Source organism: Rhizobium sp. CFBP 8762 (genome assembly GCF_014841565.1).
Taxonomy (GTDB): Bacteria; Pseudomonadota; Alphaproteobacteria; order Rhizobiales; family Rhizobiaceae; genus CFBP-8762.
Window position 1 is genome coordinate 384,338 of sequence record NZ_JACYUD010000002.1, and the last position, 20,777, is coordinate 405,114.

General features: G+C 58.8%; 20 protein-coding genes and 1 pseudogene. 14 read left to right on the top strand and 7 right to left on the bottom strand.

Features of this window, described 5'->3' with window-relative positions:
- Positions 1-18: 18 nt before the first annotated feature.
- Positions 19-1,536 carry a glycerol-3-phosphate dehydrogenase gene (glpD, locus tag IFT84_RS06930; protein ID WP_192117926.1) on the bottom strand — a complete coding sequence of 506 codons (1,518 nt, stop codon included), beginning with the start codon at positions 1,534-1,536 and terminating at the stop codon, positions 19-21.
- Between the two features lie 81 nt (positions 1,537-1,617).
- Positions 1,618-2,394: a DeoR family transcriptional regulator gene (locus tag IFT84_RS06935; protein ID WP_192117927.1), complete on the bottom strand. Its 777-nt coding sequence runs from the start codon at positions 2,392-2,394 to the stop codon at positions 1,618-1,620.
- A 175-nt stretch (positions 2,395-2,569) separates the two neighbouring features.
- Here IFT84_RS06935 and IFT84_RS06940 point away from each other — a divergent pair, with 175 nt between their 5' ends.
- The 6 genes from IFT84_RS06940 to IFT84_RS06965 all read left to right on the top strand — a co-directional run bounded on the left by IFT84_RS06940 (position 2,570) and on the right by IFT84_RS06965 (position 9,048).
- A complete protein-coding gene (locus IFT84_RS06940; RefSeq protein ID WP_192117928.1) occupies positions 2,570-3,553 on the top strand; it encodes a TIM barrel protein in 984 nt (327 codons plus the stop codon).
- 62 nt (positions 3,554-3,615) lie between these two features.
- Positions 3,616-4,680, top strand: coding sequence for a sugar ABC transporter substrate-binding protein (locus IFT84_RS06945; RefSeq protein ID WP_192117929.1), 1,065 nt, complete (start codon positions 3,616-3,618; stop codon positions 4,678-4,680).
- A gap of 79 nt (positions 4,681-4,759) precedes the next feature.
- Positions 4,760-6,298, top strand: coding sequence for a sugar ABC transporter ATP-binding protein (locus IFT84_RS06950; protein ID WP_192117930.1), 1,539 nt, complete (start codon positions 4,760-4,762; stop codon positions 6,296-6,298).
- A gap of 13 nt (positions 6,299-6,311) precedes the next feature.
- Complete coding sequence (locus IFT84_RS06955) at positions 6,312-7,292, top strand: ABC transporter permease (RefSeq protein ID WP_192117931.1); 981 nt, start codon at positions 6,312-6,314, stop codon at positions 7,290-7,292.
- Positions 7,289-8,164 (top strand): MurR/RpiR family transcriptional regulator, encoded by an 876-nt coding sequence (locus tag IFT84_RS06960; RefSeq protein ID WP_192117932.1) that lies wholly within the window; start codon positions 7,289-7,291, stop codon positions 8,162-8,164. Before IFT84_RS06955 ends, IFT84_RS06960 begins: the two co-directional genes overlap by 4 nt.
- Positions 8,161-9,048, top strand: a complete 888-nt coding sequence (locus IFT84_RS06965; protein WP_192117933.1) for a ribokinase — start codon at positions 8,161-8,163, stop codon at positions 9,046-9,048. The genes IFT84_RS06960 and IFT84_RS06965 overlap by 4 nt, the downstream gene beginning before the upstream one ends.
- A 12-nt stretch (positions 9,049-9,060) precedes the next feature.
- On the opposite strand, the gene IFT84_RS06970 is transcribed toward IFT84_RS06965, so the two are convergent.
- Positions 9,061-9,723 carry a GntR family transcriptional regulator gene (locus IFT84_RS06970; protein ID WP_192117934.1) on the bottom strand — a complete coding sequence of 221 codons (663 nt, stop codon included), beginning with the start codon at positions 9,721-9,723 and terminating at the stop codon, positions 9,061-9,063.
- A gap of 178 nt (positions 9,724-9,901) precedes the next feature.
- Between IFT84_RS06970 and IFT84_RS06975 the strand changes: the two genes are divergently transcribed.
- The 8 genes and pseudogenes from IFT84_RS06975 (at position 9,902) to IFT84_RS07010 (ending at position 16,886) form a co-directional block, all read left to right on the top strand.
- A complete protein-coding gene (locus IFT84_RS06975; RefSeq protein ID WP_192117935.1) occupies positions 9,902-10,570 on the top strand; it encodes an amino acid ABC transporter permease in 669 nt (222 codons plus the stop codon).
- Positions 10,571-10,580: 10 nt separating this feature from the next.
- Entirely contained in the window at positions 10,581-11,231 is a 651-nt protein-coding gene (locus IFT84_RS06980) for an amino acid ABC transporter permease (protein ID WP_192117936.1), read from the top strand.
- 24 nt (positions 11,232-11,255) lie between these two features.
- The gene (locus IFT84_RS06985; protein WP_192117937.1) at positions 11,256-12,077 is read left to right on the top strand and encodes a transporter substrate-binding domain-containing protein; all 822 of its coding nucleotides are present in this window, start codon (positions 11,256-11,258) and stop codon (positions 12,075-12,077) included.
- A 21-nt stretch (positions 12,078-12,098) separates the two neighbouring features.
- On the top strand, positions 12,099-12,860 hold the full coding sequence (locus IFT84_RS06990) for an amino acid ABC transporter ATP-binding protein (RefSeq protein WP_342212841.1): 762 nt from the start codon (positions 12,099-12,101) through the stop codon (positions 12,858-12,860).
- The gene (locus tag IFT84_RS06995; protein ID WP_244651125.1) at positions 12,860-13,747 is read left to right on the top strand and encodes a shikimate dehydrogenase; all 888 of its coding nucleotides are present in this window, start codon (positions 12,860-12,862) and stop codon (positions 13,745-13,747) included. Before IFT84_RS06990 ends, IFT84_RS06995 begins: the two co-directional genes overlap by 1 nt.
- A gap of 10 nt (positions 13,748-13,757) precedes the next feature.
- Positions 13,758-13,901 (top strand): annotated as a pseudogene (locus tag IFT84_RS07000) (type II 3-dehydroquinate dehydratase); the annotation flags it as partial.
- A gap of 34 nt (positions 13,902-13,935) precedes the next feature.
- A complete protein-coding gene (locus IFT84_RS07005; RefSeq protein ID WP_192117938.1) occupies positions 13,936-15,003 on the top strand; it encodes a Gfo/Idh/MocA family protein in 1,068 nt (355 codons plus the stop codon).
- Positions 15,000-16,886, top strand: coding sequence for a bifunctional sugar phosphate isomerase/epimerase/4-hydroxyphenylpyruvate dioxygenase family protein (locus tag IFT84_RS07010; protein WP_192117939.1), 1,887 nt, complete (start codon positions 15,000-15,002; stop codon positions 16,884-16,886). Before IFT84_RS07005 ends, IFT84_RS07010 begins: the two co-directional genes overlap by 4 nt.
- A gap of 6 nt (positions 16,887-16,892) precedes the next feature.
- Here the strand turns inward: IFT84_RS07010 and IFT84_RS07015 are convergent, their stop codons facing one another.
- From IFT84_RS07015 to IFT84_RS07030, 4 genes are read right to left on the bottom strand one after another with little or no spacing between them, the layout of a single operon-like run.
- Positions 16,893-17,948, bottom strand: coding sequence for a 3-carboxy-cis,cis-muconate cycloisomerase (locus tag IFT84_RS07015; protein ID WP_197975470.1), 1,056 nt, complete (start codon positions 17,946-17,948; stop codon positions 16,893-16,895).
- Positions 17,929-19,131 carry a 3-oxoadipyl-CoA thiolase gene (gene pcaF / locus IFT84_RS07020; protein WP_192117940.1) on the bottom strand — a complete coding sequence of 401 codons (1,203 nt, stop codon included), beginning with the start codon at positions 19,129-19,131 and terminating at the stop codon, positions 17,929-17,931. Before pcaF ends, IFT84_RS07015 begins: the two co-directional genes overlap by 20 nt.
- A gap of 2 nt (positions 19,132-19,133) precedes the next feature.
- A complete protein-coding gene (locus IFT84_RS07025) occupies positions 19,134-19,925 on the bottom strand; it encodes a CoA-transferase subunit beta (protein WP_192117941.1) in 792 nt (263 codons plus the stop codon).
- On the bottom strand, positions 19,922-20,773 hold the full coding sequence (locus IFT84_RS07030) for a CoA transferase subunit A (RefSeq protein ID WP_192117942.1): 852 nt from the start codon (positions 20,771-20,773) through the stop codon (positions 19,922-19,924). Before IFT84_RS07030 ends, IFT84_RS07025 begins: the two co-directional genes overlap by 4 nt.
- Between the last annotated feature and the right edge of the window lie 4 nt (positions 20,774-20,777).

A 20,777-nucleotide genomic window follows, 5' to 3' on the forward strand; every position in this document is an offset into this window, starting at 1 on the left:
ATTCTTCCCGTTGCCTCCTCAAGCGGCGTGCAACAGGGCCTCCCGCATGTAATGTTCCAGATCAGCGGCCTCCTCAGCCGATAATCGCAATCCCAGTTTGGTGCGCCGCCACAGCACGTCCTCAGCCGTGGCTGCCCATTCGGTCTCCATCAAAAACCGGACTTCGGCCTCATATAAGTCCCAGCCAAAATGCCGCCCGAGACCCTCAAGCGATGTCGCCTGCCCCAGCATATCCTGCGCCCGCGTGCCATATGATCGCACGAGTCGCCGCGCATGGCGATCCGTCACAAAGGGGTATTGCACCCGCAACCTCTTGGCCTCGTCCGCCTGCCCCGTCATGGCAAAATTGCCACCCGGCAGCGAACTCGTCGCCGTCCATGGCGCACCCTTGACGCCGATGGCCTCGCCGATCTTTTCCAGCGCATGTTCGCCAAGGCGGCGATAGGTGGTCAGTTTGCCGCCAAACACGTTCAACAGTGGCGTTTTGCCCTCAACGTCTTCCAGCTTCAGCACGTAATCGCGCGTGGCCTCCTGCGCCTTCGTCGCGCCATCGTCAAACAAGGGACGCACGCCGGAATAGGTCCAGACAATATCTTCAGGGCGCACAGGCTCGGCAAAATATTCGCTGGCGGCATTGCAGAGATACTCGGTCTCCTCAGCCGTGATGCCGATGGTGCGCGGATCTCCGTTATAGTCGCGGTCGGTCGTGCCGATCAGCGTAAAATCATCTTCGTAGGGAATGGCGAAGATGATGCGGCCATCCGGGTTCTGGAAGAAGTAAGCCCGCGGATCATCAAATTTGCGCCGCACGACGATATGGCTGCCCTGCACCAGCCGCACATTGTGCACCTGATTGCGCCCGAAGGTGTTGGACAGCACCTGATCCACCCATGGCCCTGCGGCATTCACCAGCATCCGCGCCTTGTAGGTGCGGACGGGTCCGCCTGCCATGTCCTGCACATCGACAGACCACAGCCCGTCTTCGCGCCGCGCAGAGGCCACGCGGCTGCGATTGCGAATGAGCGCACCCCGGTCAGCCGCGTCACGGGCGTTCAGCACCACCATGCGGGCGTCATCCACCCAGCCATCGGAATATTCAAAGGCTTTGTCGAACATGGGTTTCAGCGGCTTGCCTGCCGGGTCACGCCGCAAATCCAGCGTGCGTGTGGCAGGCAGGCGCTTGCGCCCGCCAATATGATCATACAGAAACAGGCCAAGGCGAATGAGCCATGCCGGACGCACACCACCCTTCTGGTACGGCAGCACAAACCGCATGGGCCAGATGATGTGCGGGGCCATAGCCCACAGCACCTCGCGCTCCATCAACGATTCCCGTACCAGCCGAAATTCGTGATGCTCAAGGTAACGAAGCCCGCCGTGAATGAGTTTGGTCGCGGCCGACGATGTCCCGGACGCAAAATCCTTCATCTCCGCCAGCGCGACGGAGTAGCCGCGACCGACAGCATCCCGTGCGATACCGCAGCCGTTGATACCGCCGCCGATCACAAACACGTCGAACACGCTTTCACCCGACACTGCCGCCCTCACCTTCGTATCGCTCTACCGTCGCATGTGAAACGAAATCAAAACGAATGTCAAACGAAAGTTTGATGATGTCTATTCGGGCGTTGAGCGACCGGTCTCGATCAACTCCACCGCTTGCTCCGTACAGATTGACCGGACCTTAGCCGACGGACATGTATCGGTGATGAAGGTATCGACCTGCGAGATGTGGCCGATGCGCACCGGCGCTGCGCGGTCAAACTTGGATGAGTCCGAAACCAGAATGACGTGCCGCGCATTGGCGATAATGGCCTGCGCGACCTTCACCTCGCGAAAATCATAGTCAAGCAACGCGCCATCCTCATCAATGGCAGAGACGCCAATGATGGCAAAATCAACCTTGAACTGCCGAATGAAATCGACCGCCGCCTCACCCACGATTCCCCCGTCCGAACCGCGAACGACACCCCCAGCAATCACCACCTCAATCGTCGGGTAGACCCGCAAGCGATTGGCAACGTTGATATTGTTTGTGATAACCATCAACGTCTTGTGGTCCACCAGAGCGTCCCCCACCGCTTCCGTTGTAGTGCCGATATTGATGAAGAGTGACACATTGTTGGGGATCAACCCGGCGGCAGCCCGCCCGATGGCCTGCTTTTCAGCGGCCGCAATCAATCGCCGCGCGTCATACTGAACATTCTCGTTGCTGCTGGGAAAGACGGCCCCGCCGTGGATGCGATTGAGCGTATGGGCATCGCAGAGATCGTTAAGGTCTTTGCGAATGGTCTGCGGCGAGACCGAAAAACGCGCCGCCAGATCATCCACCAGTACGCGGCCCTGCTGGCGGGCGAGGTCCACAATTTCCGTTTGGCGAGATGAAAGAAGCACAGTGCCCTCCGCTTTCGTTTCCACGATATCTACGGCCAAAACGAAAGCTTTGCAAACCCGTCGTCTCCGCCTGAGGCGTCTAGAAATTGTTCACAGGGCACACAAAACAGGCACTTTACAAAATAAATAAGTTGTGTGAAGTTATGAACAAGACAAACGAAGTGAGCGTAGTTCCGTGACCAATTTAAAATTCGCCACCCGCCTCAACTCTTTCGCGTCCCGGCCACAGGCCGAGTGGCCAGACCTGTCTGGCAAGCCCAGCGTGGCGCAGATGGTGGCGCGTGCCGCCAAGGTTGAGGGCCTCACGGATCTGGACCTCAACTATCCCGACCATGTATCGGAAGACCCACGGGAACTGGCGCGCAAAATCGGTGACCTGGGGCTGGCAATCAACGGCTTTGCCATGCGCTACTACACAAATCCGGCCTTCAAGATCGGCGCATTCACCAACCCCGATCCGGCGGTCCGTCGCGAAGCGATTGACCTGACGAAAAAAGGCATTGATGCCGCGCGTGCAGCCGGCAGCAATCTTATGACCATCTGGCTTGGGCAGGACGGTTTCGATTACGCCTTTCAGGCCGACTATGCCACGCTGTGGCAACACGAAATTGACGGAATTCGTGAAGTTTGCGAACACGATGCCGATTGCCTGATCAGCATTGAATACAAGCCGAACGAGCCCCGCTCCTACAGCCTGATGCCCGATTGCGCGACAACGCTTCTGGCGATCAAGGATGTCAATATGCCGAACCTCGGCGTAACACTTGATTTTGCCCATGTTCTCTATGCCGATGAACAGCCTGCATTCGCCGCAGCCCTGATCGCCCGCTACAGCCGCGTACTGGGCGTGCACCTCAACGATGGCTACGCCAAGCGCGATGATGGCCTGATGGTGGGTGCAGTGCACACACAGCAGACGATTGAGTTGCTACGTCAGATCCGCAAGGACGGCTACGACGGGGCCATCTATTTCGACACATTCCCCGACATGACGGGTCTTGATCCGGTTCATGAATGTGAAGTCAACATCCAGACCGTAAAGCGGATGCTGAACGTTGTGGACCGCATCGAGAAAGACAATCGCCTGTCCGGTGCGATTGATCGTCAGGACGCCGTTTCCGCACAGGCGGTTATTCAGGAACTGATGCTGGGCGCGTGAGGCCAAATACTTTTCCAAGGGCGTGCCCGGAGGCACGTCCATCTACTCTCTGGGAGGACTGCATGAAAACGTTTTTGAAGACCACGGTTGCCGCCGGACTGGCCGCAACATTCCTGTTCAGCGCAGCCATCGCGCAGGATCTGGCACCGCTGAATTCCGATACGGAACAGGACCGCATGAATTGGTCCGATCTGGAAAGCAAGCTGGGCGCACTGCCAAAGCTGCCGGAAGGCACCAAGGCCGGTGCCGTTTCCAAGACGCTGACCAATGAGTACTGGCGTTCGCTGGGTGAAGGCTACAAGAAATTTGGCGATACCGTGAATGTTGATGTTGCCTATCAGGCCGCGCAGAGCGAAGGCGACCAGCTTGGCCAGTTGACGATTGCGGAAGGCATGATCACGCAGGGCTACAACGTACTGCTGGTGTCTCCGCAGACGGATGCCAACCTCCAGCCCGTGATCGAGCAGGCCAAGGCTGCCAACGTTCCCGTCGTTAACGTCAACGATGCGGTTATTCCGCAGGCGGAGCATTATGTCGGCAACGTGCAGCGCGACAACGGTGTACGCGTCGCCAAATGGTTCATTGAGAACCGCCCGCAAGGCGGCAAGGTTGCCATCGTGGAAGGTCAGGCCGGCGTTTATGCGGCGGTGCAGCGCACCGATGGTTTCAAATCAACCATCAGCGACAATGGCAAGTTTGAAATCGTTGCCAGCGTTCCCGGCAACTGGGACCGCCAGACATCGTATGACGCCGCAACGAACATCCTGCAGCAGCACCCTGATCTGATCGGCTTTTATGCCAACAATGACGGCATGGCGCTGGGCATTGTCGAAGCCGTCAAGGCTGCAGGTCTTCAGGACAAGGTTGCCGTTTTCGGCACTGATGGTATCTCGGACGCCTATGCATCCATCAAGGCGGGCGAACTGACAGGTACAGTTGACAGCTTCGCTGTGCTGACCGGCGAAATCGCGATGGAAACGGCACTGCGCCTTGTCGCGGGTCAGAAGGTGCCCCGCGTTGTTGCAACCCCGCAGGCGTTGATCACAAAGGACAATGTTGCGCGGTATCAGGGTGAGACTGTGGACCTGCGCGCCGTGCTTCTGGAAGATGCTGCCAAGGCTCAGTAAGCCTGCACGCCCAAAAATCAGGTCCCGGCCCTTGGTAAAAAAGGCCGGGACCTTTTGGACACGAGGAGGTGGCAACGCCATGACACAGACCCCGCGACTGCAATTCGATACCATTTCCAAGTCGTTCACCAGTGTGCGTGCGCTTTCGGATGTTTCATTCACTGTTGCGCCCGGCGAAATTCACGGGCTGCTGGGTGAAAACGGCGCTGGCAAATCCACATTGCTGCGAATTTTGTCGGGTGTATTTCGCCCCACCAGCGGTTCGGTTTCGGTTGATGGAACGCCGGTCTCCTTCCGCAAGCCGCTGGACGCGCGCGCGGCAGGCATTGCGATGATCCATCAGGAATTGCATCAGGTGCCACATCTAACCGTGGCGCAAAACATGTTTCTCGGCCATCCGCTGACCAAAGTGGGCGGGCTGTTTGTATCGCGCCGGGAGCAGGAGCGCCGCGCGGCGGAGGCCCTGTCGCTGATCGATCCCACCATTGATCCCTCGGCTCCGATTTCGACGCTGAAAGTGGCACAACGTCAGATCGTGGAAATCGGCCGTGCGCTTCTCGATCGCGCCAAGATCATTGCCATGGACGAGCCGACATCGAGCCTGACGCCGAGCGAGTTCGAACGGCTGGCCGAGGTGATTGCGCAACTGGCAGCCAGCGGCGTATCCATCATCTACGTGTCCCACAAGATGGATGAGGTGTTCCGCATCTGCCAGCGTTCCAGCGTCATGCGCGATGGCAGGCTGGTGGGCGTTGTCGATATGAAGACAACCTCCCCGCAGGACGTTATCACCATGATGGTGGGCCGCGAACTGATGCAGGAAACCCACGTGTCCCACGCCACATCCGTGGTGAAACTGGAAGCACGCAACCTCGCATCCACTGCCAAGATACGTGATACGTCCTTCCGCCTGCACAAGGGCGAGGTGTTGGGCATTGCCGGTCTTGTTGGCTCCGGCCGCACCGAATTGCTGCGCCTTCTGGCCGGTGTGGATCGCTCCTCGGCTGGCAGCATTGAGATCGACGGCAAGACGGTAACGCTATCGAGCCCGCGCGACGCCATTTCCGCTGGCATCGGCCTTGTGCCGGAAGAGCGCAAGCGCGATGGCATCATTCCGGCGCGCTCGGTCACCAACAACATGGCCTTGGCTTCGCTGGAAAGCTTTTCAAAAGCCGGGATGATCCAGAAGGGCAAGCTGCGCCGCACCGCTCAGGACCTTCTGAAACGGGTCAATCTTCGCCCTTTCCAACTGGATCGCCCCATACGCCTGTTCAGTGGTGGCAATCAGCAAAAGGCAATCATTGCCCGCTGGTTGGCCAGTCGCTCGCAAATACTGCTGTTCGATGAGCCGACACGTGGCATTGATGTCGGTGCCAAGGCTGAAATTTACCATCTGATTGAGGCATTGGCCGCCGATGGCCATTCCATCGTGGTCGTGTCCTCCGAATTGCCGGAGGTCATCCGTCTGTCAGACCGCGTTCTGGTGATGCGGGATGGGCGGATCGCCGCTGAACTGGGGCGCGAAGACCTTTCTGAAAGCGCCATCGTCGCCCATGCGATACCCGGTGCCAGCGCAGAAGCAGCACCCGGCGCAACACACATCCAAAGCGTCAGCTAAAAAGGACACCACCATGAGCAACTCCACTGCGGCTGGCGCACCCGAAGCTGCATCGAAATCCAGCCGGTTCAACTTTTCACTGCGCGATGCGGGAACCCTGATCGGTCTCGTCGTCATCATGGCCGTGTTCGCAAGCCTCGTTCCGGGCTTCCTGTCCGAGCGCAACCTCATCAACATTCTGCAACAATCCAGCATCAATGCCTGCCTTGCTCTCGGCATGACGCTGGTGATTATCTCAGGCGGCATTGACCTGTCGGTCGGCCCGACGGCGGCAATTTCCGCCGTTATAACCGCGACCCTCCTTCTGTCGGGCACGCCAGTTCCGCTCGCCATTCTTGCCGGCTTGGGCATCGGTATTCTCTGCGGTTTCATCAATGGTGTTCTGGTCGCCTATGTGGGGCTGCAACCGTTTATCGTGACCCTCGGCACGCTTAGCACCTACCGTGCATTGGCGCTGATCTATACCGGTGGTAATCCGGTTCTGGGCATTCCGCCGGCCTTCCGGTCGCTGTTCAATGGCAATGTGCTGGGCATCCCCACACCCGTCATCATTGTTGCCATTGTCGCTATTGCCGCCTGGGTTCTGTTGAAGAAGACACCGATTGGCGAATATCTGCTGGCTGTTGGCGGCAATGAGGAAGCTGCATACGTCGCTGGCGTTCCCATCGCCCGCACCAAGATTACGGCATACGTCATCTCCGGCGGGCTGGCGGCACTGGCCTCCCTCATTCTCATTGGTCGTTTGGGTGCAGCGGAGCCGATCCTTGGCAATCTCTGGGAACTGGATGCTATTGCGGCGGCAGCCATTGGCGGCGCGTCGCTGATGGGCGGCAAGGGCAGCATTCTCGGCACCATTCTGGGCGCTATCATTCTGGGTGCCATGCGCAACGGGCTGACGCTGATGAACGTGCAGGCCTTCTATCAACTTCTGGCGACTGGCCTTATAATCCTCGTTGCGATGATGATCGATCGCGCAACACGGGGACGGGAATGAATTCTGATAGCTTCGACATGACGGCAGTTGGTCCACGCATCCGCATGATGATGCCGCTGCTGACGCCGCTGGAGGCAAAGGTGGTGGACACGGTTTTTGCCTTGCGGGACTTCGGCGACGACACATCGCTGAAGTCCATTGCCGAAGATGCCGGCGTGTCGGAAGCCATGGTGGTGAAGATCACCAAGAAGCTCGGTTTTTCCGGCTATCGCGATTTTCGCACCGCCGTCAGCCGGTACAACCGGCAACCGACCGCTGAAATGCATCAGGAACTGTCGGTTGACGACACCTCCTCGGAGATCGTGCAGAAGGTTTTTCGCACCTCCATCAACGCGCTGGAAGAAACGCTGTCCATTCTCGACATGCAGGCGTTTGACCGTGCCGCCGATATGCTTCACCGCGCATCGCATCGGGATTTCTACGGCGTAGGGGGATCGGCGCAGATTGCGCGGGATGTGGCCCACAAGTTTCTGCGCATCGGCGTGCGCGCCAGCGTCTTCGATGATTCGCATATGATGCTGATGTCGGCCTCGCTGCTGAATGAAAACGACGTTGCCATCGGTTTTTCCCATTCGGGCAACACGATTGCCGTCATTGAGGCGCTGCAGCTTGCGCGGCGCAACGGCGCGCGCACCATTGCCATCACCAACTATAATTCCTCCGCTCTCGCGCAATCGGCCGATGTCGTGCTCTGTTCCACAGCACAGGGATCACCGCTGATGGGGGAAAACGCCGCTGCGCGTATCGCCCAACTCAACATTCTGGACGCCGTTTTCGTCGCCGTAGCGCAGCGCGACTATCAAGCCGCAGAGCGCAATCTGGACCGCACGATGTCCGCTGTCACCTCCAAACGAAAAGATCGCCTTCTATGACATCTTCGCCCGTCGTTACCGTTTTCGGCAGCCTGCACTACGATATCATCGTGATGGGACCGGGCCGTCCGCGCAAGGGCGAGACAGTAACCGGCACTGCATGGCACCCCAAATGTGGCGGCAAAGGCGGCAATCAGGCCGTGTCGGCAGCGCGAACTGGCGTTGAAACTGCCATGATCGGGGCAGTTGCTGCGGATGATTTCGGCCAGGCGCTTCTTGCCAATCTTGCCGAGCGAGGGGTCGACCACCGTTACGTGCGCCGGGATTCGAAGCTTTCAACCGGAATGAGCGTTGCGATTTTCGATTCAGAGGGTGACTACGGCGCTGTCATCGTGTCAGGCAGCAATCTGACACTGGGCGATGCGGACGTGGCCGCAGCGTCCGAACTGCTCACTCGCACATCGATCCTCGTGTTGCAAAGCGAGGTTCCTGACGAAGCCAATGTGTCCGTTGCAAAAGCTGTTCACAATGCCGGGGGCCGCGTTCTGCTGAATGCCGCCCCTGCCCGGCCCCTGTCGGATACGCTGACCCAGACCGTCGATATTATCGTGGTGAACGCTGTCGAGGCCGAAATGCTGGCACAAACACCCGTTGTGGAAACTTTGGAGGGAGCCCTTCACGCCGCCCGTCTGCTGGCCCGCATCTACCCGGAAGCCGTGGTAACTGCCGGTGGCGCAGGCGTGGCCTATGCCAGCCAGTCTGGCCGCGAACTGGTTGTCGAACCGATCAGGATCACGGTGGAAAGCACGCACGGCGCGGGCGATGAGTTCATCGGTGTCCTGGCCGCTGAACTCGCACGGGGGTCCGACATGGAGCCTGCCCTTCGCGCAGCCAACGCAGCCGCTGCAAAGCTGGTTGCAACGCCAGAGGCCGACCGCGTCTAGCGCCGTTTCACGTCACAGTTCCTGTGAAGCCAGTGCATGCTCAACGCCTGCCGTGATATGAACATTCAGAATTTTCACGGCGGTTTTGGCGTCCCGCTTCAACGCGGCATCCAGAAGAGCCTGATGCTCTTTGGCGGCAATGCTGCCGCGATAGGACAAGGTCATGACCTGATAGCGCAGGTACTTGTCGAAGATGGTCGCATGCATATCCATGAGCAGACGGGAGCCGCAGGCTGAAATCAGTGCCTGATGGAATTCCCAGTCATACTGCTTCCACGTTTCAGACCCGCTGGTGTCGCCGGTTTCCATGCGGCGTTCCATGGTGGCCAGCTTATGGTGTGCAGACACCAGCCGCCCCTCCCATTCGATATCCCCGTCGGAAAATGATTGCTCCAGCGCATGGGTTTCCAGCAACAGGCGCATCGCGGCAATCTCCCTGAGATCGGCTTCCGACATCGGCGAGACTTCAAAGCCCCGCTGTCCTTCCGCAATCACCAGACCCTCGGACGCCAGCCGATTAAGAATTTCCCGTAGTGTGCTGACACTGGTGGCATAGCCTTCTTTCAGCCGATCCAGCTTCAGCTTCTGCCCCGGCTTCAGACGACCGAAAATAATATCGGCCCGAATGCGCCGGTAGACACTGTCCCCGATCGTTTCGTTTTTCAATTCCTCCATAGGTCCCCCGTTCGCCAGCCTCCAGACTGATAGCATACTATGCCATCGCTACAAAATGTCATAGGTTTTCAAAAATATCATATATTATTGCATTCATATATTGATCTTTGATAGGATTGGTGGCAACACTGTCCACACCGGTTGGTTGCAGAAATGATCAAGGGAGGAGAACCTGGTCATGAATTACGTCTTTGATTTCGGCGTCGTCTTCGAGAAGATGCCCGAGCTGTTGCTCGGCGCAGCCAGCACCCTCGGCTTGGCAATAGCCGGTATTTCTCTGGCGCTGATCATAGGTGTGCTGGGGGTTGCAGCACGGAGCTCAAAGTACAGGCTGATGCGCGGCGCAGTCATCGCCTTTGTCGAGGTGGTGCGGAACACACCGTTTCTTGTGCAGATTTTCTTTATCTTTTTCGCCCTGCCGATGATGGGCATTCGCCTTAACCCGACCGTCACAGCCATCATTGCGCTGGCAGTCAACGGCGGCGCTTACGCCATCGAGATTATCCGCGGCGGGGTTGAAAGCATTTCCAAAGGTCAGGTGGAGGCAGGGCTGGCATTGGGCTTGCACAAGTTTCAGGTGTTTCGGCTCATCGTGCTGAAGCCAGCCATTCGCACCATTTATCCCTCTCTTGTCAGCCAGTTCATCATGCTTACGCTGACCACGGCGGTCTGCACATCGATTGCGGCCTATGAGCTGACCTCGGTCGCGCAGATGATTGAGTCCGATACGTTCCGCAGCTTCGAGGTCTACTTTACGATTACGATCATGTACCTGTTCATCTCGTCCATCATGATGGGTTTGTTTGCGCTGATCTCCCGGCACTTTTTCAGTTACCCCACACGCTAAGGAGGCACGTATGATTCCCATCGGCGCGAATGAAATGCTGTTTCTAATGCAGGGCCTGAAATGGACTGTTGCTCTGGCAGCCATCGGCTTTGTCGGCGGCGGCGTGTTCGGAATTCTCATTGCATTGGCCCGCACAGCAAAACGCAAATGGAGCCGGACGCTGACGGCGGGTTACATCTGGGTGTTTCAAGGCACGCCCCTGTTGATGCAGCTTTTCGTTGTCTATTACGGCGTTGCGCTGTTTGGCCTTAGCATTCCGGCCTGGGTGGCGGTGGCCATTGCCTTCACGCTTCACGCCAGCGCATTTCTGGGGGAAATCTGGCGCGGCTCCATTGAGGCTGTTCCGAAGGGTCAGACCGAGGCCGCCAATGCGCTTGGTCTGCACTACGTGTCGCGCATGAAAGACATTATTCTGCCGCAAGCGCTGAAGATTTCCCTGCCCGCGACCATCGGCTTTCTGGTGCAGCTGATCAAAGGCACTTCGCTTGCCGCTATCGTCGGCTTTATCGAACTGGCGCGCGCAGGCCAGATCATTTCCAACCAGACCTATCGCCCGCTGCTGGTGTTCACCATCGTCGGTCTCATCTACTTTGCTCTCTGTTGGCCCTTGTCGCGTCTGGGAGCGCGCCTTGAAAGCAGAATGGCGAAAGCCGCACGTTAAAATCCATAATTTGAGGAGGAAACCATGTTTAACTTGAAACGCCGTAGCCTGATGACAGCCGCCGCCCTGCTGCTTGCCGGTGCATTTGCCCCCATGGCGAACGCCGCCACACTGCAGGAAATCAAGGATCGCGGCAAAATTATCGTCGGCATTCAGGGCGACAATGCGCCTTGGGGCTTTGTCAACTCCAGTGGTGTGCAGGACGGGTTTGATGCCGATGTGGCGCACCTGTTCGGCAAGGAACTGGGTGTGGAGGTTGAGTTTCAGCCGCTGGCTGTCGCCAATCGCATTCCGGCGCTGACAACCGGCAAGGTCGATATTCTGTTTGCCACCATGGCCATGACGCCGGAGCGGGCAAAATCAATTCAGTATAGCAAGCCCTATGCTGCCAACACTTTGTCGCTCTACGGCGCGAAAGCTGACACGGCAAAAGTAGCTGCGGATGTCTCCGGCTGGGAAATTGGCGTGCCGAAATCCAGCGCACAGGACAAGGCCGTCACCGAGGCCGTCGGGTCTCTGGCCACCGTTCGCCGCTTTGATGACGATGCCGCCACCATTCAGGCGTTGCTGTCGGGACAGGTAAGGGCTGTGGGCGGCAACCGCTTCTACATGAAGCGTCTGGATGCGGCGAGCCCCGGCACCTACGAGGTCAAGATCGATTTTCTCAACGCCTATAACGGCGCTGGCACACGGCTGGGTGAAAAGGACCTCAACGAAGCCGCCAATGCTTTCATCGACAAGATCAAGCAGAACGGTGAACTGGCAGCGGTCACGCGCAAATGGATGGCAATTGACCTGCCGACATTCCCGGATTCGCTGCCGGGCGTTCCCTTTACCGTTAACTGATCGATCGGGAGAGTGGTTGCCGTGCTGACTTCGATACAGACTGATACGCCGCTGATCTCACTGACCAAGGTCGAGAAATGGTACGGCGCGTTCCACGCTCTCAAAGCCATCAACCTGTCGGTTCGCAAAGGCGAGAAAATCGTTCTTTGCGGGCCGTCGGGTTCGGGCAAATCCACGCTGATCCGCTGTATCAATGCGCTGGAGTCCATCCAGTCGGGCACGATCACCGTGGATGGCACGACGCTGGATAACAACAGCACCTCCATCGATGCCGTGCGCCGCGAGGTGGGCATGGTGTTTCAAAGCTTCAACCTGTTTCCACACATGACCGTGCTGGAAAACTGTACGCTCGCACCCATGCGGGTGCGCGGCGCATCAAAACCAGATGCCGAACGCATCGCCCGCAAATATCTGGAACGTGTGCGCATTCTGGATCAGGCGGAGAAATACCCGGCACAACTGTCCGGCGGCCAGCAGCAACGTGTGGCCATTGCCCGCGCGCTGTGCATGGAGCCGAATGTGATGCTGTTTGACGAGCCAACCAGCGCGCTTGACCCGGAAATGGTGAAAGAGGTGCTGGATACCATGATCGCTCTGGCTGTGGACGGTATGACCATGATCTGCGTCACGCACGAGATGGGCTTTGCCCGGCAGGTGGCAGACCGCGTCATCTTCATGGCGTCTGGCGAAATCATTGAGGAGGCAACGCCGGAGGTATTTTTTACCGCGCCGCAGCATCCGCGCACACAGGCGTTTCTGGGTGAAATTCTGGCGCATCACTGATGCGACATCAAGGTGAAAGCACGATTGTGACACGCATGGTTCAAGTCGGCCTGATTGGTGCCGATATCCAATTGTCGAAAACACCGGCTTTGCATGAGCGTGAAGGCGCATGCCAGGGGTTGAATTACCGATATGTTCTGCTGGATATGGCGGAGCGCAATTTAACCGTTTCCGACCTGCCTGCGCTGCTGGCTGAAGAAGAAGCGGCTGGGTTTGCGGGCAGCAATATCACCCACCCGTGCAAGCAGGCCGTCATCGCGCATCTCGACGACCTCTCCGACGATGCGCGGATGCTGGGCGCCGTCAACACTGTCGTCTTTGATGGCGGGCGACGCATTGGTCACAATACCGACTGGTATGGTTTTTATGAAAGCTTCCGGCGTGGGCTGGCTGATGTGCCGCGCCGTCATGCGGTGTTGCTGGGTGCCGGGGGTGCAGGGGTTGCTGTGGCCCATGCGGCCATGAAGCTCGACATCGAACATCTTTCTATTTTCGACCGCGACGCGAACCGCGCCCAACTTTTGGCGCAGCAATTGAATGCGCGTTTTGGCGAAGATCGAGCGTCCGCCGTGGAAGACGTGGGCAGGGCACTGAAAGATGGCGATGGACTGATCCACGCCTCCCCCACCGGCATGTTGAGCCATCCGGGCCTTCCCATCGCGCAGGAATGGCTGGAGCAACGCAACTGGGTTGCCGATATCGTTTATATGCCGCTGGTGACGGAGTTGCTCGCGCTGGCCCAAAAGCGGGGCTGCCGGGTTCTTCCCGGTGGTGGCATGACGGTGTTTCAGGCGGCTGGCGCGTTCAAGCTGTTTACCGGCATTGAGCCGGATGCAGAGCGTATGACGGCCCATTTTGCCGAACTGACCCAGCCAAAACAAGGGTGATGTGAGCCGGATGATCTACGTTCTGAACGGCCCCAACCTCAACCATCTCGGCAAGCGCCACCCACAACTTTACGGCCATGAAACGCTGGCGGACATCGAAGCGGAATGCCGGGAACTGGCCACCGAACTCGGTCATGACATTCGTTTCCACCGTATCGCCACTCTCTTACAATCAGGCTAGAACGCACATGGCTTCCAAACTCAGGCTTGCTATTGTTGGTGCCGGGCTGATCGGCAAGCGGCACATTCAGCATGTCCTGGCCGAGCCAGAAACGGCGCTCGCCGCTATCGTCGACCCCAGCGACGCTGCCAGAGCGCTTGCCGACGAACTGGGTGTGCGGTGGTTTGCTCAACTGACGGACATGACCGCCAATGACGCGCCGGACGGCGTCATTATCGCGACGCCCAACCAGTTGCATATGGCCCACGGACTGGAAGCGATTTCCGCCGGACTGCCAGCCTTGATTGAAAAGCCTGTTGCGGATGATATCGAAAGCGCCGAGCGGCTGGTTCAGGCGGGTGAGGCCGCACATGTTCCCATTCTGATCGGCCACCATCGCCGCCACAATCCGTTGTTACGCAGGGCCAAGGAGATAATCGACAGCGGCCAGCTTGGCCGCGTCTCTGTTATCCATGCGATGTTCTGGTTGTTCAAACCGGATGATTATTTCAATGTCGCGTGGCGCACGCAGCCCGGCGCAGGTCCCGTTTTTTTGAACCTCATTCACGACATCGACAACTTGCGCTTCCTGTTTGGCGATATCATTGCTGTGCAAGCGCGGGAATCCCATAAAATTCGGGGATATGAGGTTGAGGATACCTCGGTTATCCTTCTGGAGTTTGCAAGCGGCACTCTGGCCACCGTTTCGGTGTGCGACACCGTGGTTGCGCCATGGAGCTGGGAAATGACATCGGGCGAAAACCCGGCCTACCCTCACGAAAAACAGCCCTCCATTTTTGTGGGCGGAACACATGCGTCGCTGACCCTGCCGGGGCTCGAACTCTGGCGCAACGCTGATTTGCGCAGTTGGGAGAAACCGTTTGAGAAATCGCGCATCCCGATTGCTCCTGCAGACCCGCTTGCCATTCAAATCAGCCATTTCTGTCAGGTCATTCGCGGTACAGAACAACCGCTGTGCAGCGCGCGCGAGGGGCTGGAAACGCTGCGCGTGATAGAGGCCGTCAAACGGGCCGCCGCCAGCGGGCAACAGATTCGACTCAATCCTAATTCCACCGTCCAGAGAGATCGGCCATGAAGACATCCATCGCCACCGTGTCCATCAGCGGTGATTTTCGCACCAAGCTGGGAGCCATCGCCAAAGCAGGTTTCGACGGCATCGAAATTTTCGAAAATGATTTTCTGATTTTCGATGAAAGCCCTCGCGCTGTCGGCCAGATGGTGCGCGACCATGGTCTGGACATTCCACTGTTCCAGCCCTTCCGGGATTTTGAAGGCATGCCGGAGCCGTTGCGCACCCGCACCTTTGACCGTGCGGAGCGCAAATTCGACGTGATGCAGGAGATGGGCACTGATCTGGTGCTGGTCTGCTCCAACGTCTCACCCGTTGCCTTGGGCGGGCTGGACCGCGCAGCCGACGACTTTCGGGAACTCGGCGAGCGTGCAGCAAAACGCGGCCTGCGCATCGGGTATGAGGCGCTGGCCTGGGGTCGGCATATCCATGATCACCGCGATGCGTGGGAGATCGTTCGCCGTGCGGACCACCCCAATGTTGGGCTGATCCTCGACAGCTTTCACACGCTGTCGCGCAAGATTGATGTGAACTCGATCCGGTCGATACCGAAGGAAAAAATCTTCTTCATTCAATTGGCCGATGCGCCGCTGGTGGATATGGACCTCTTGTACTGGAGCCGCCATTTCCGCAACATGCCCGGCGAAGGCGATTTGCCGGTGACGGAATTCATGAAAGCGGTGGCCGCGACCGGCTATGACGGCTACCTGTCGCTGGAAATTTTCAACGATCAATTCCGGGGCGGCTCACCCTCGGCCATTGCTGTGGATGGGCTGCGTTCGCTGGTCTATCTCGGCGATCAAGTGCGGCGCGAGGAACCGCAGACGCAGCTTGCCATTCCGGAAATGCCGCCGCGCAGCAAGGTAGACGGCATTGCGTTTGTAGAATTTGCCATTGGCAAGGCGGAAGCGCCGGAACTGGAAGCACTTCTGGACGTCCTCGGCTTCCACAAACATTCCCGGCATCGCACCAAGGATGTGGTGGTGTACCGGCAGGGTGATATCAATCTGGTTATCAATACCGACGAGGGCGGCTTTGCCAATTCGTCCTATCTGGTCCACGGCGCATCGGCCTATGCGGCTGGTCTGATGGTGGATGATGCGAAAGCGGCACTGGAACGGGCGGTTGCGCTTGGTGCCGAGCCCTTCGAACAAGCGCGGGGGCCGGGCGAAATCGCCGTACCGGCGGTACGTGGCGTCGGTGGGGGCGTGCTGTATTTTCTGGATCGCGGTCCGGACCTCGGTCCCATCTGGGACATGGAATTCGAGCGGCTGGAGGGCGGAGACACCAGCGATGCCGGTCTTGTCGCCATCGACCATATGGCCCAGACAGTGAAATACGAGGAACTGCTCACCTGGCTGCTGTTCTACACCTCGATATTTGAGGCCAACAAGACGCCGATGGTGGATATTGTCGATCCATCCGGCGTGGTGCGCAGTCAGGTCGTGGAAAATGCCGAAGGCAGTCTGCGCATCACCATGAATGGCGCGGAAAACCGCAACACACTGGCCGGGCATTTCATTGCGGAAACCTTTGGTTCCGGTATCCAGCATCTGGCGTTCCGCACCGACGATATCTTTGCGACCGCAGAAGCACTTTCGGCGCGCGGCTTCACACCGCTATCGATTTCACCCAATTACTACGATGATCTGGAAGCGCGATTCGGACTGGAAGCCGACCTTGCCGACCGACTCCGCCGCACCAATATTCTTTATGACCGCGACGAGCACGGCGAATTCTTCCAGCTCTACAGCCCGACCTATGGAGAGGGTTTCTTCTTCGAGATTGTCGAGCGCAGAGGGTATCGCGGCTACGGCGCGGCGAATGCCATTTTCCGCATTGCAGCGCTGCGCAAGTATCTGCGCCCGAGTGGGATGCCGAAGAATTAACCATGTTCAGATGCCAGAATGAAAACCGGCACCTGCCAACAGATCGTTTGCCAGCGTCAGCGATGCTCCCGCCGCCTCCGCCATCTGGGGTAGCACGATCCATTCCAAAGTCCATGCGGCACCAGAGCGCTCGTTTTCGGACACCATGGACTGGCTGAGCGTTCCCATCAGCCCTGCATTCAGCCGTCCGAGTGTGACCATGACTTCTGCTGCCACAGGATTTTGCTTGTGCGGCATGGCCGAGGAACTGCCGCCACCGCTTAAACGTATAGTGGCCACCTCGGTTTGCGCCATCAAGGCGATGTCCTGCCCGATCTTCCCAAGCGTTCCCGCAAGAAGCGTGAAAGCCTGTGCTATATCCAGAATGGGTGTGCGGTCGCCATGCCACGGTGCAGCATCGCTCAAGCCCAAGAGCTTTGCCAACACCACCCGCAAGTGCAGATAGCTTTCGCCAAAACTATCGCCAGTGCCGATGGGGCCGCCGAGTTGAATAGGAAGTGTTGAACGCAAGTGTTCCAGACGCTCGCGATGGTGCATCAGTGGCTGGCTCCAGGTGGTCAGCTTGTCTGCCACCGTGAAGGGGAGTGCGGCTTGCATTCTTGTATGTGCCATCAGCGGTGCTGTGCCGTACTGCTGCGAGAGTTCGTAAAGGCGCTGAAGCAACGCCCCCAATCGCTCGTCAAGAATGTCCAGTACGGATTTCAGGCGCAGCATCAGGCCGGTATCGACGGCATCCTGACTGGTTGCCCCCATATGCACATAGCGGGCATGAGGTTCACCCACCGCCTCGCGCAGCATCCGCACCAGCGAGGGCACGGGCACCCCATCTTCCGCGAAGGCAAAACGGATGAACTCTACGGGCGGCTCCCAGTTTACCAGCGTTTGCTCGATCCGGTCATGCGCAGCGTCGGGCATGAGATCCAGCTGGCGCTGTGCTGTCGCCAGCGCCTGCTCGAACTGAAGGATCGAGGTAATTTCCTGCCCGCACGTAAACAGCGCCCGAATATCGGGGTCGCGGGAAAATGTCTCGATCAGCGGCACATCAAACCCTTTCCAACGCAAGCGCGATACCTTGCCCCACCCCAATGCACATGGCCGACAATGATCGGCGTTTACCCGTCAGCGCAAGCTCCAAAGCCGCCGTGCCGGTAATGCGTGCGCCGGACATGCCGAGCGGATGGCCGAGCGCGATGGCGCCGCCATTTGGGTTGACGCGCTCATCGTCATCCGCCAGCCCGAGATCACGCGTCGTTGCCAAGCTTTGCGACGCGAATGCTTCATTGATTTCGAACAGGTCAAAGTCTGCAACTGTCAAACCCAGCCGTTCCATCAGCCGCTTGCCCGCCGGTGCGGGGCCAAACCCCATGATGCGCGGGGGCACGCCGGCCGTTGCACCGCCCAGGATACGGGCAATGGGTGTCAACCCGTGCCGGCGGCAAGCCGCCTCGGACGCAATGATCAGAGCTGCCGCCCCATCGTTGACGCCGGACGCATTGCCCGCCGTTACCGATCCGCCCTTGCGAAACGGTGTGGGCAGGCCTGCCAGTGCTTCCAGCGTTGTGGCGCGAGGATGCTCGTCGCGGTCCACCACTTTCGGGTCGCCTTTGCGCTGAGGAATGGTCACAGGCACGATTTCGCGTGCCAATCGGCCATTTTGCTGTGCGCTGGCGGCTTTCGTCTGCGACGCCAAGGCAAAACGATCCTGATCGTCCCGCGACACCTGAAAATCCGCCGCGACATTCTCCCCGGTTTCCGGCATCGAGTCCACGCCATACTGTGCCTTCATCAGCGGGTTGACAAAGCGCCAGCCAATCGTGGTGTCATGGATTTCCGCGTGGCGGGAAAAGGCAGTTTCAAACTTTGGCATGACAAAGGGCGCGCGGGACATGGATTCGACCCCGCCCGCAATCACCAGTTCCAGTTCACCGGATTTGATGGCGCGCGCCGCTGTCAGCACCGCATCCATGCCGGAGCCGCACAGGCGGTTGATTGTCGTGCCGGTCACGCTGTCTGGCAGGCCCGCCAACAGCAGCGACATGCGCGCCACATTGCGGTTGTCTTCGCCTGCCTGATTGGCGCAGCCATAGATAACATCATCCACCGCTGCGAAGTCCAGCGCGGGTTGCGTCTCCATCAGCGCCTTCAGCGGAATGGCACCGAGATCATCCGCCCGGACCGATGACAGCGCGCCGCCGAAACGGCCAATAGGGGTGCGCACATAGGCGCAGATAAATGCCTCTGCCATGATCACGCTGCCTTTTCTTTTGTGCCACCATGGGCGGCGGCGGTGCGAGCCTGCAAATCACGCAGGGTGGAGATTTCAAGCTCGGAGGGCGGCGGGGTTTCTTCCAGCGTTTGCGAAAACCGCACGGTCCAGCCGCAGGTTTCCTGCACCGCAGCACGGGTGACGCCGGGGTGGAGAGAAACCACGGTAAACTCTTTTGTCTCCGGGTCAGGCCGCCACAGAGCCAGATCGGTAACCAGCAAGGTTGGCCCCTTGGTGGTAATGCCAAGCTCCTTGCGATGCTCGCCGCCCCGGCCATGGCCGAAGGAGGTGAAGAAATCGATGGTGTCGACCATCGAGCGGGTGGCCTGTTTCAGTGTAATAAAAATCTCCTGGCAGGATGTGGCGATCTCCGGCGCACCGCCGCCGCCGGGAAGCCGGACTTTTGGCTTGTCATAAGGGCCGATGACGGTCGTGTTGATATTGCCGAAGCGATCCAGTTGCGCTGCCCCCAGAAAGCCCACGGTGATGCGCCCGCCCTGCAACCAGTAGCGAAACATCTCCGGCACCGATACGGTGGTCAGCGCCGTTTCGCAAAGTTCACCATCGCCGATGGAGAGCGGCAACACATCGGGCCGGGTGGCGATCGTGCCGCTTTCATAAATCAGGGTGATATCCGGCGCATGGGTCAGCCGCGCGACGTTGCAGGCCGCAGACGGTGCGCCAATGCCGACGAAGCACACATCGGTATTCTTGAGCGCGCGCGCGGCGGCGATCGTCATCATTTCGCTGGGAGTGAAGGCAGCGGTGCTCATGCTAACAAATCCTTGACGCGGGTTTCGAACATTTCAGGCGTTGCCTTCAGCACATTGGCGTCCATCCATTGGGCAAACAGATCGCGGTCTGCTGAAATCCTGTCCCATTCCAGATAGGCGGCGTTGTCACGGGCGTAATAAGTATGGGTGTAGGATGGATGCGCGCCACCCGGCACCACCGCGATGGACGTGATGGCCCAGTGTGGCACGATGCAGAGATTGGGATGGGACCCACGCAGATCGTCCACCACCTCCTCTACCGTGACGACGGCGCGTTGGGCGGCGAGAAGCGCCTCTTTCTGAACGCCAATAATGCCTTCGATCAGCACATTGCCCTCGCGGTCCGCCTTCTGGGCGTGGATGAAGGTCACATCGGGGCGGTGCGATGGAATTGCCGCCAGTTCCTCGCCTGTGAATGGGCAAGTGAGCGAGCGAATATCCGGATTGACGCGCGCCAAATCCGCGCCCTTGTAACCGCGAAACACCGCGCAGGGCAGACCGGACGCCCCGGCCTCATAGGCATTGGCCATGGCCGCATGGGAATGCTCGACGGTTTCAATTGCGCGGGGATATTCATTCTCGATGGCGTCGCGCATGCGCCGCAGCAGCCCCACGCCGGGATTGCCCGCATAGGAAAAAACGACCTTCTTCGCCAACCCCATGCCAATCATTTGGTCATAGATCATATCCGGCGTCATGCGAATGAGCGTCAGGTCACGCTTGCCCTGACGAATGGCCTCATGGGCAGCGGCATGCGGTATGAGATGGGTAAACCCCTCAAAGGCCACCGTATCGCCGTCGAACAGGTTGTTCGCGACGGCATCGTGAAGAGATTGGAACTGAGCCATGGTT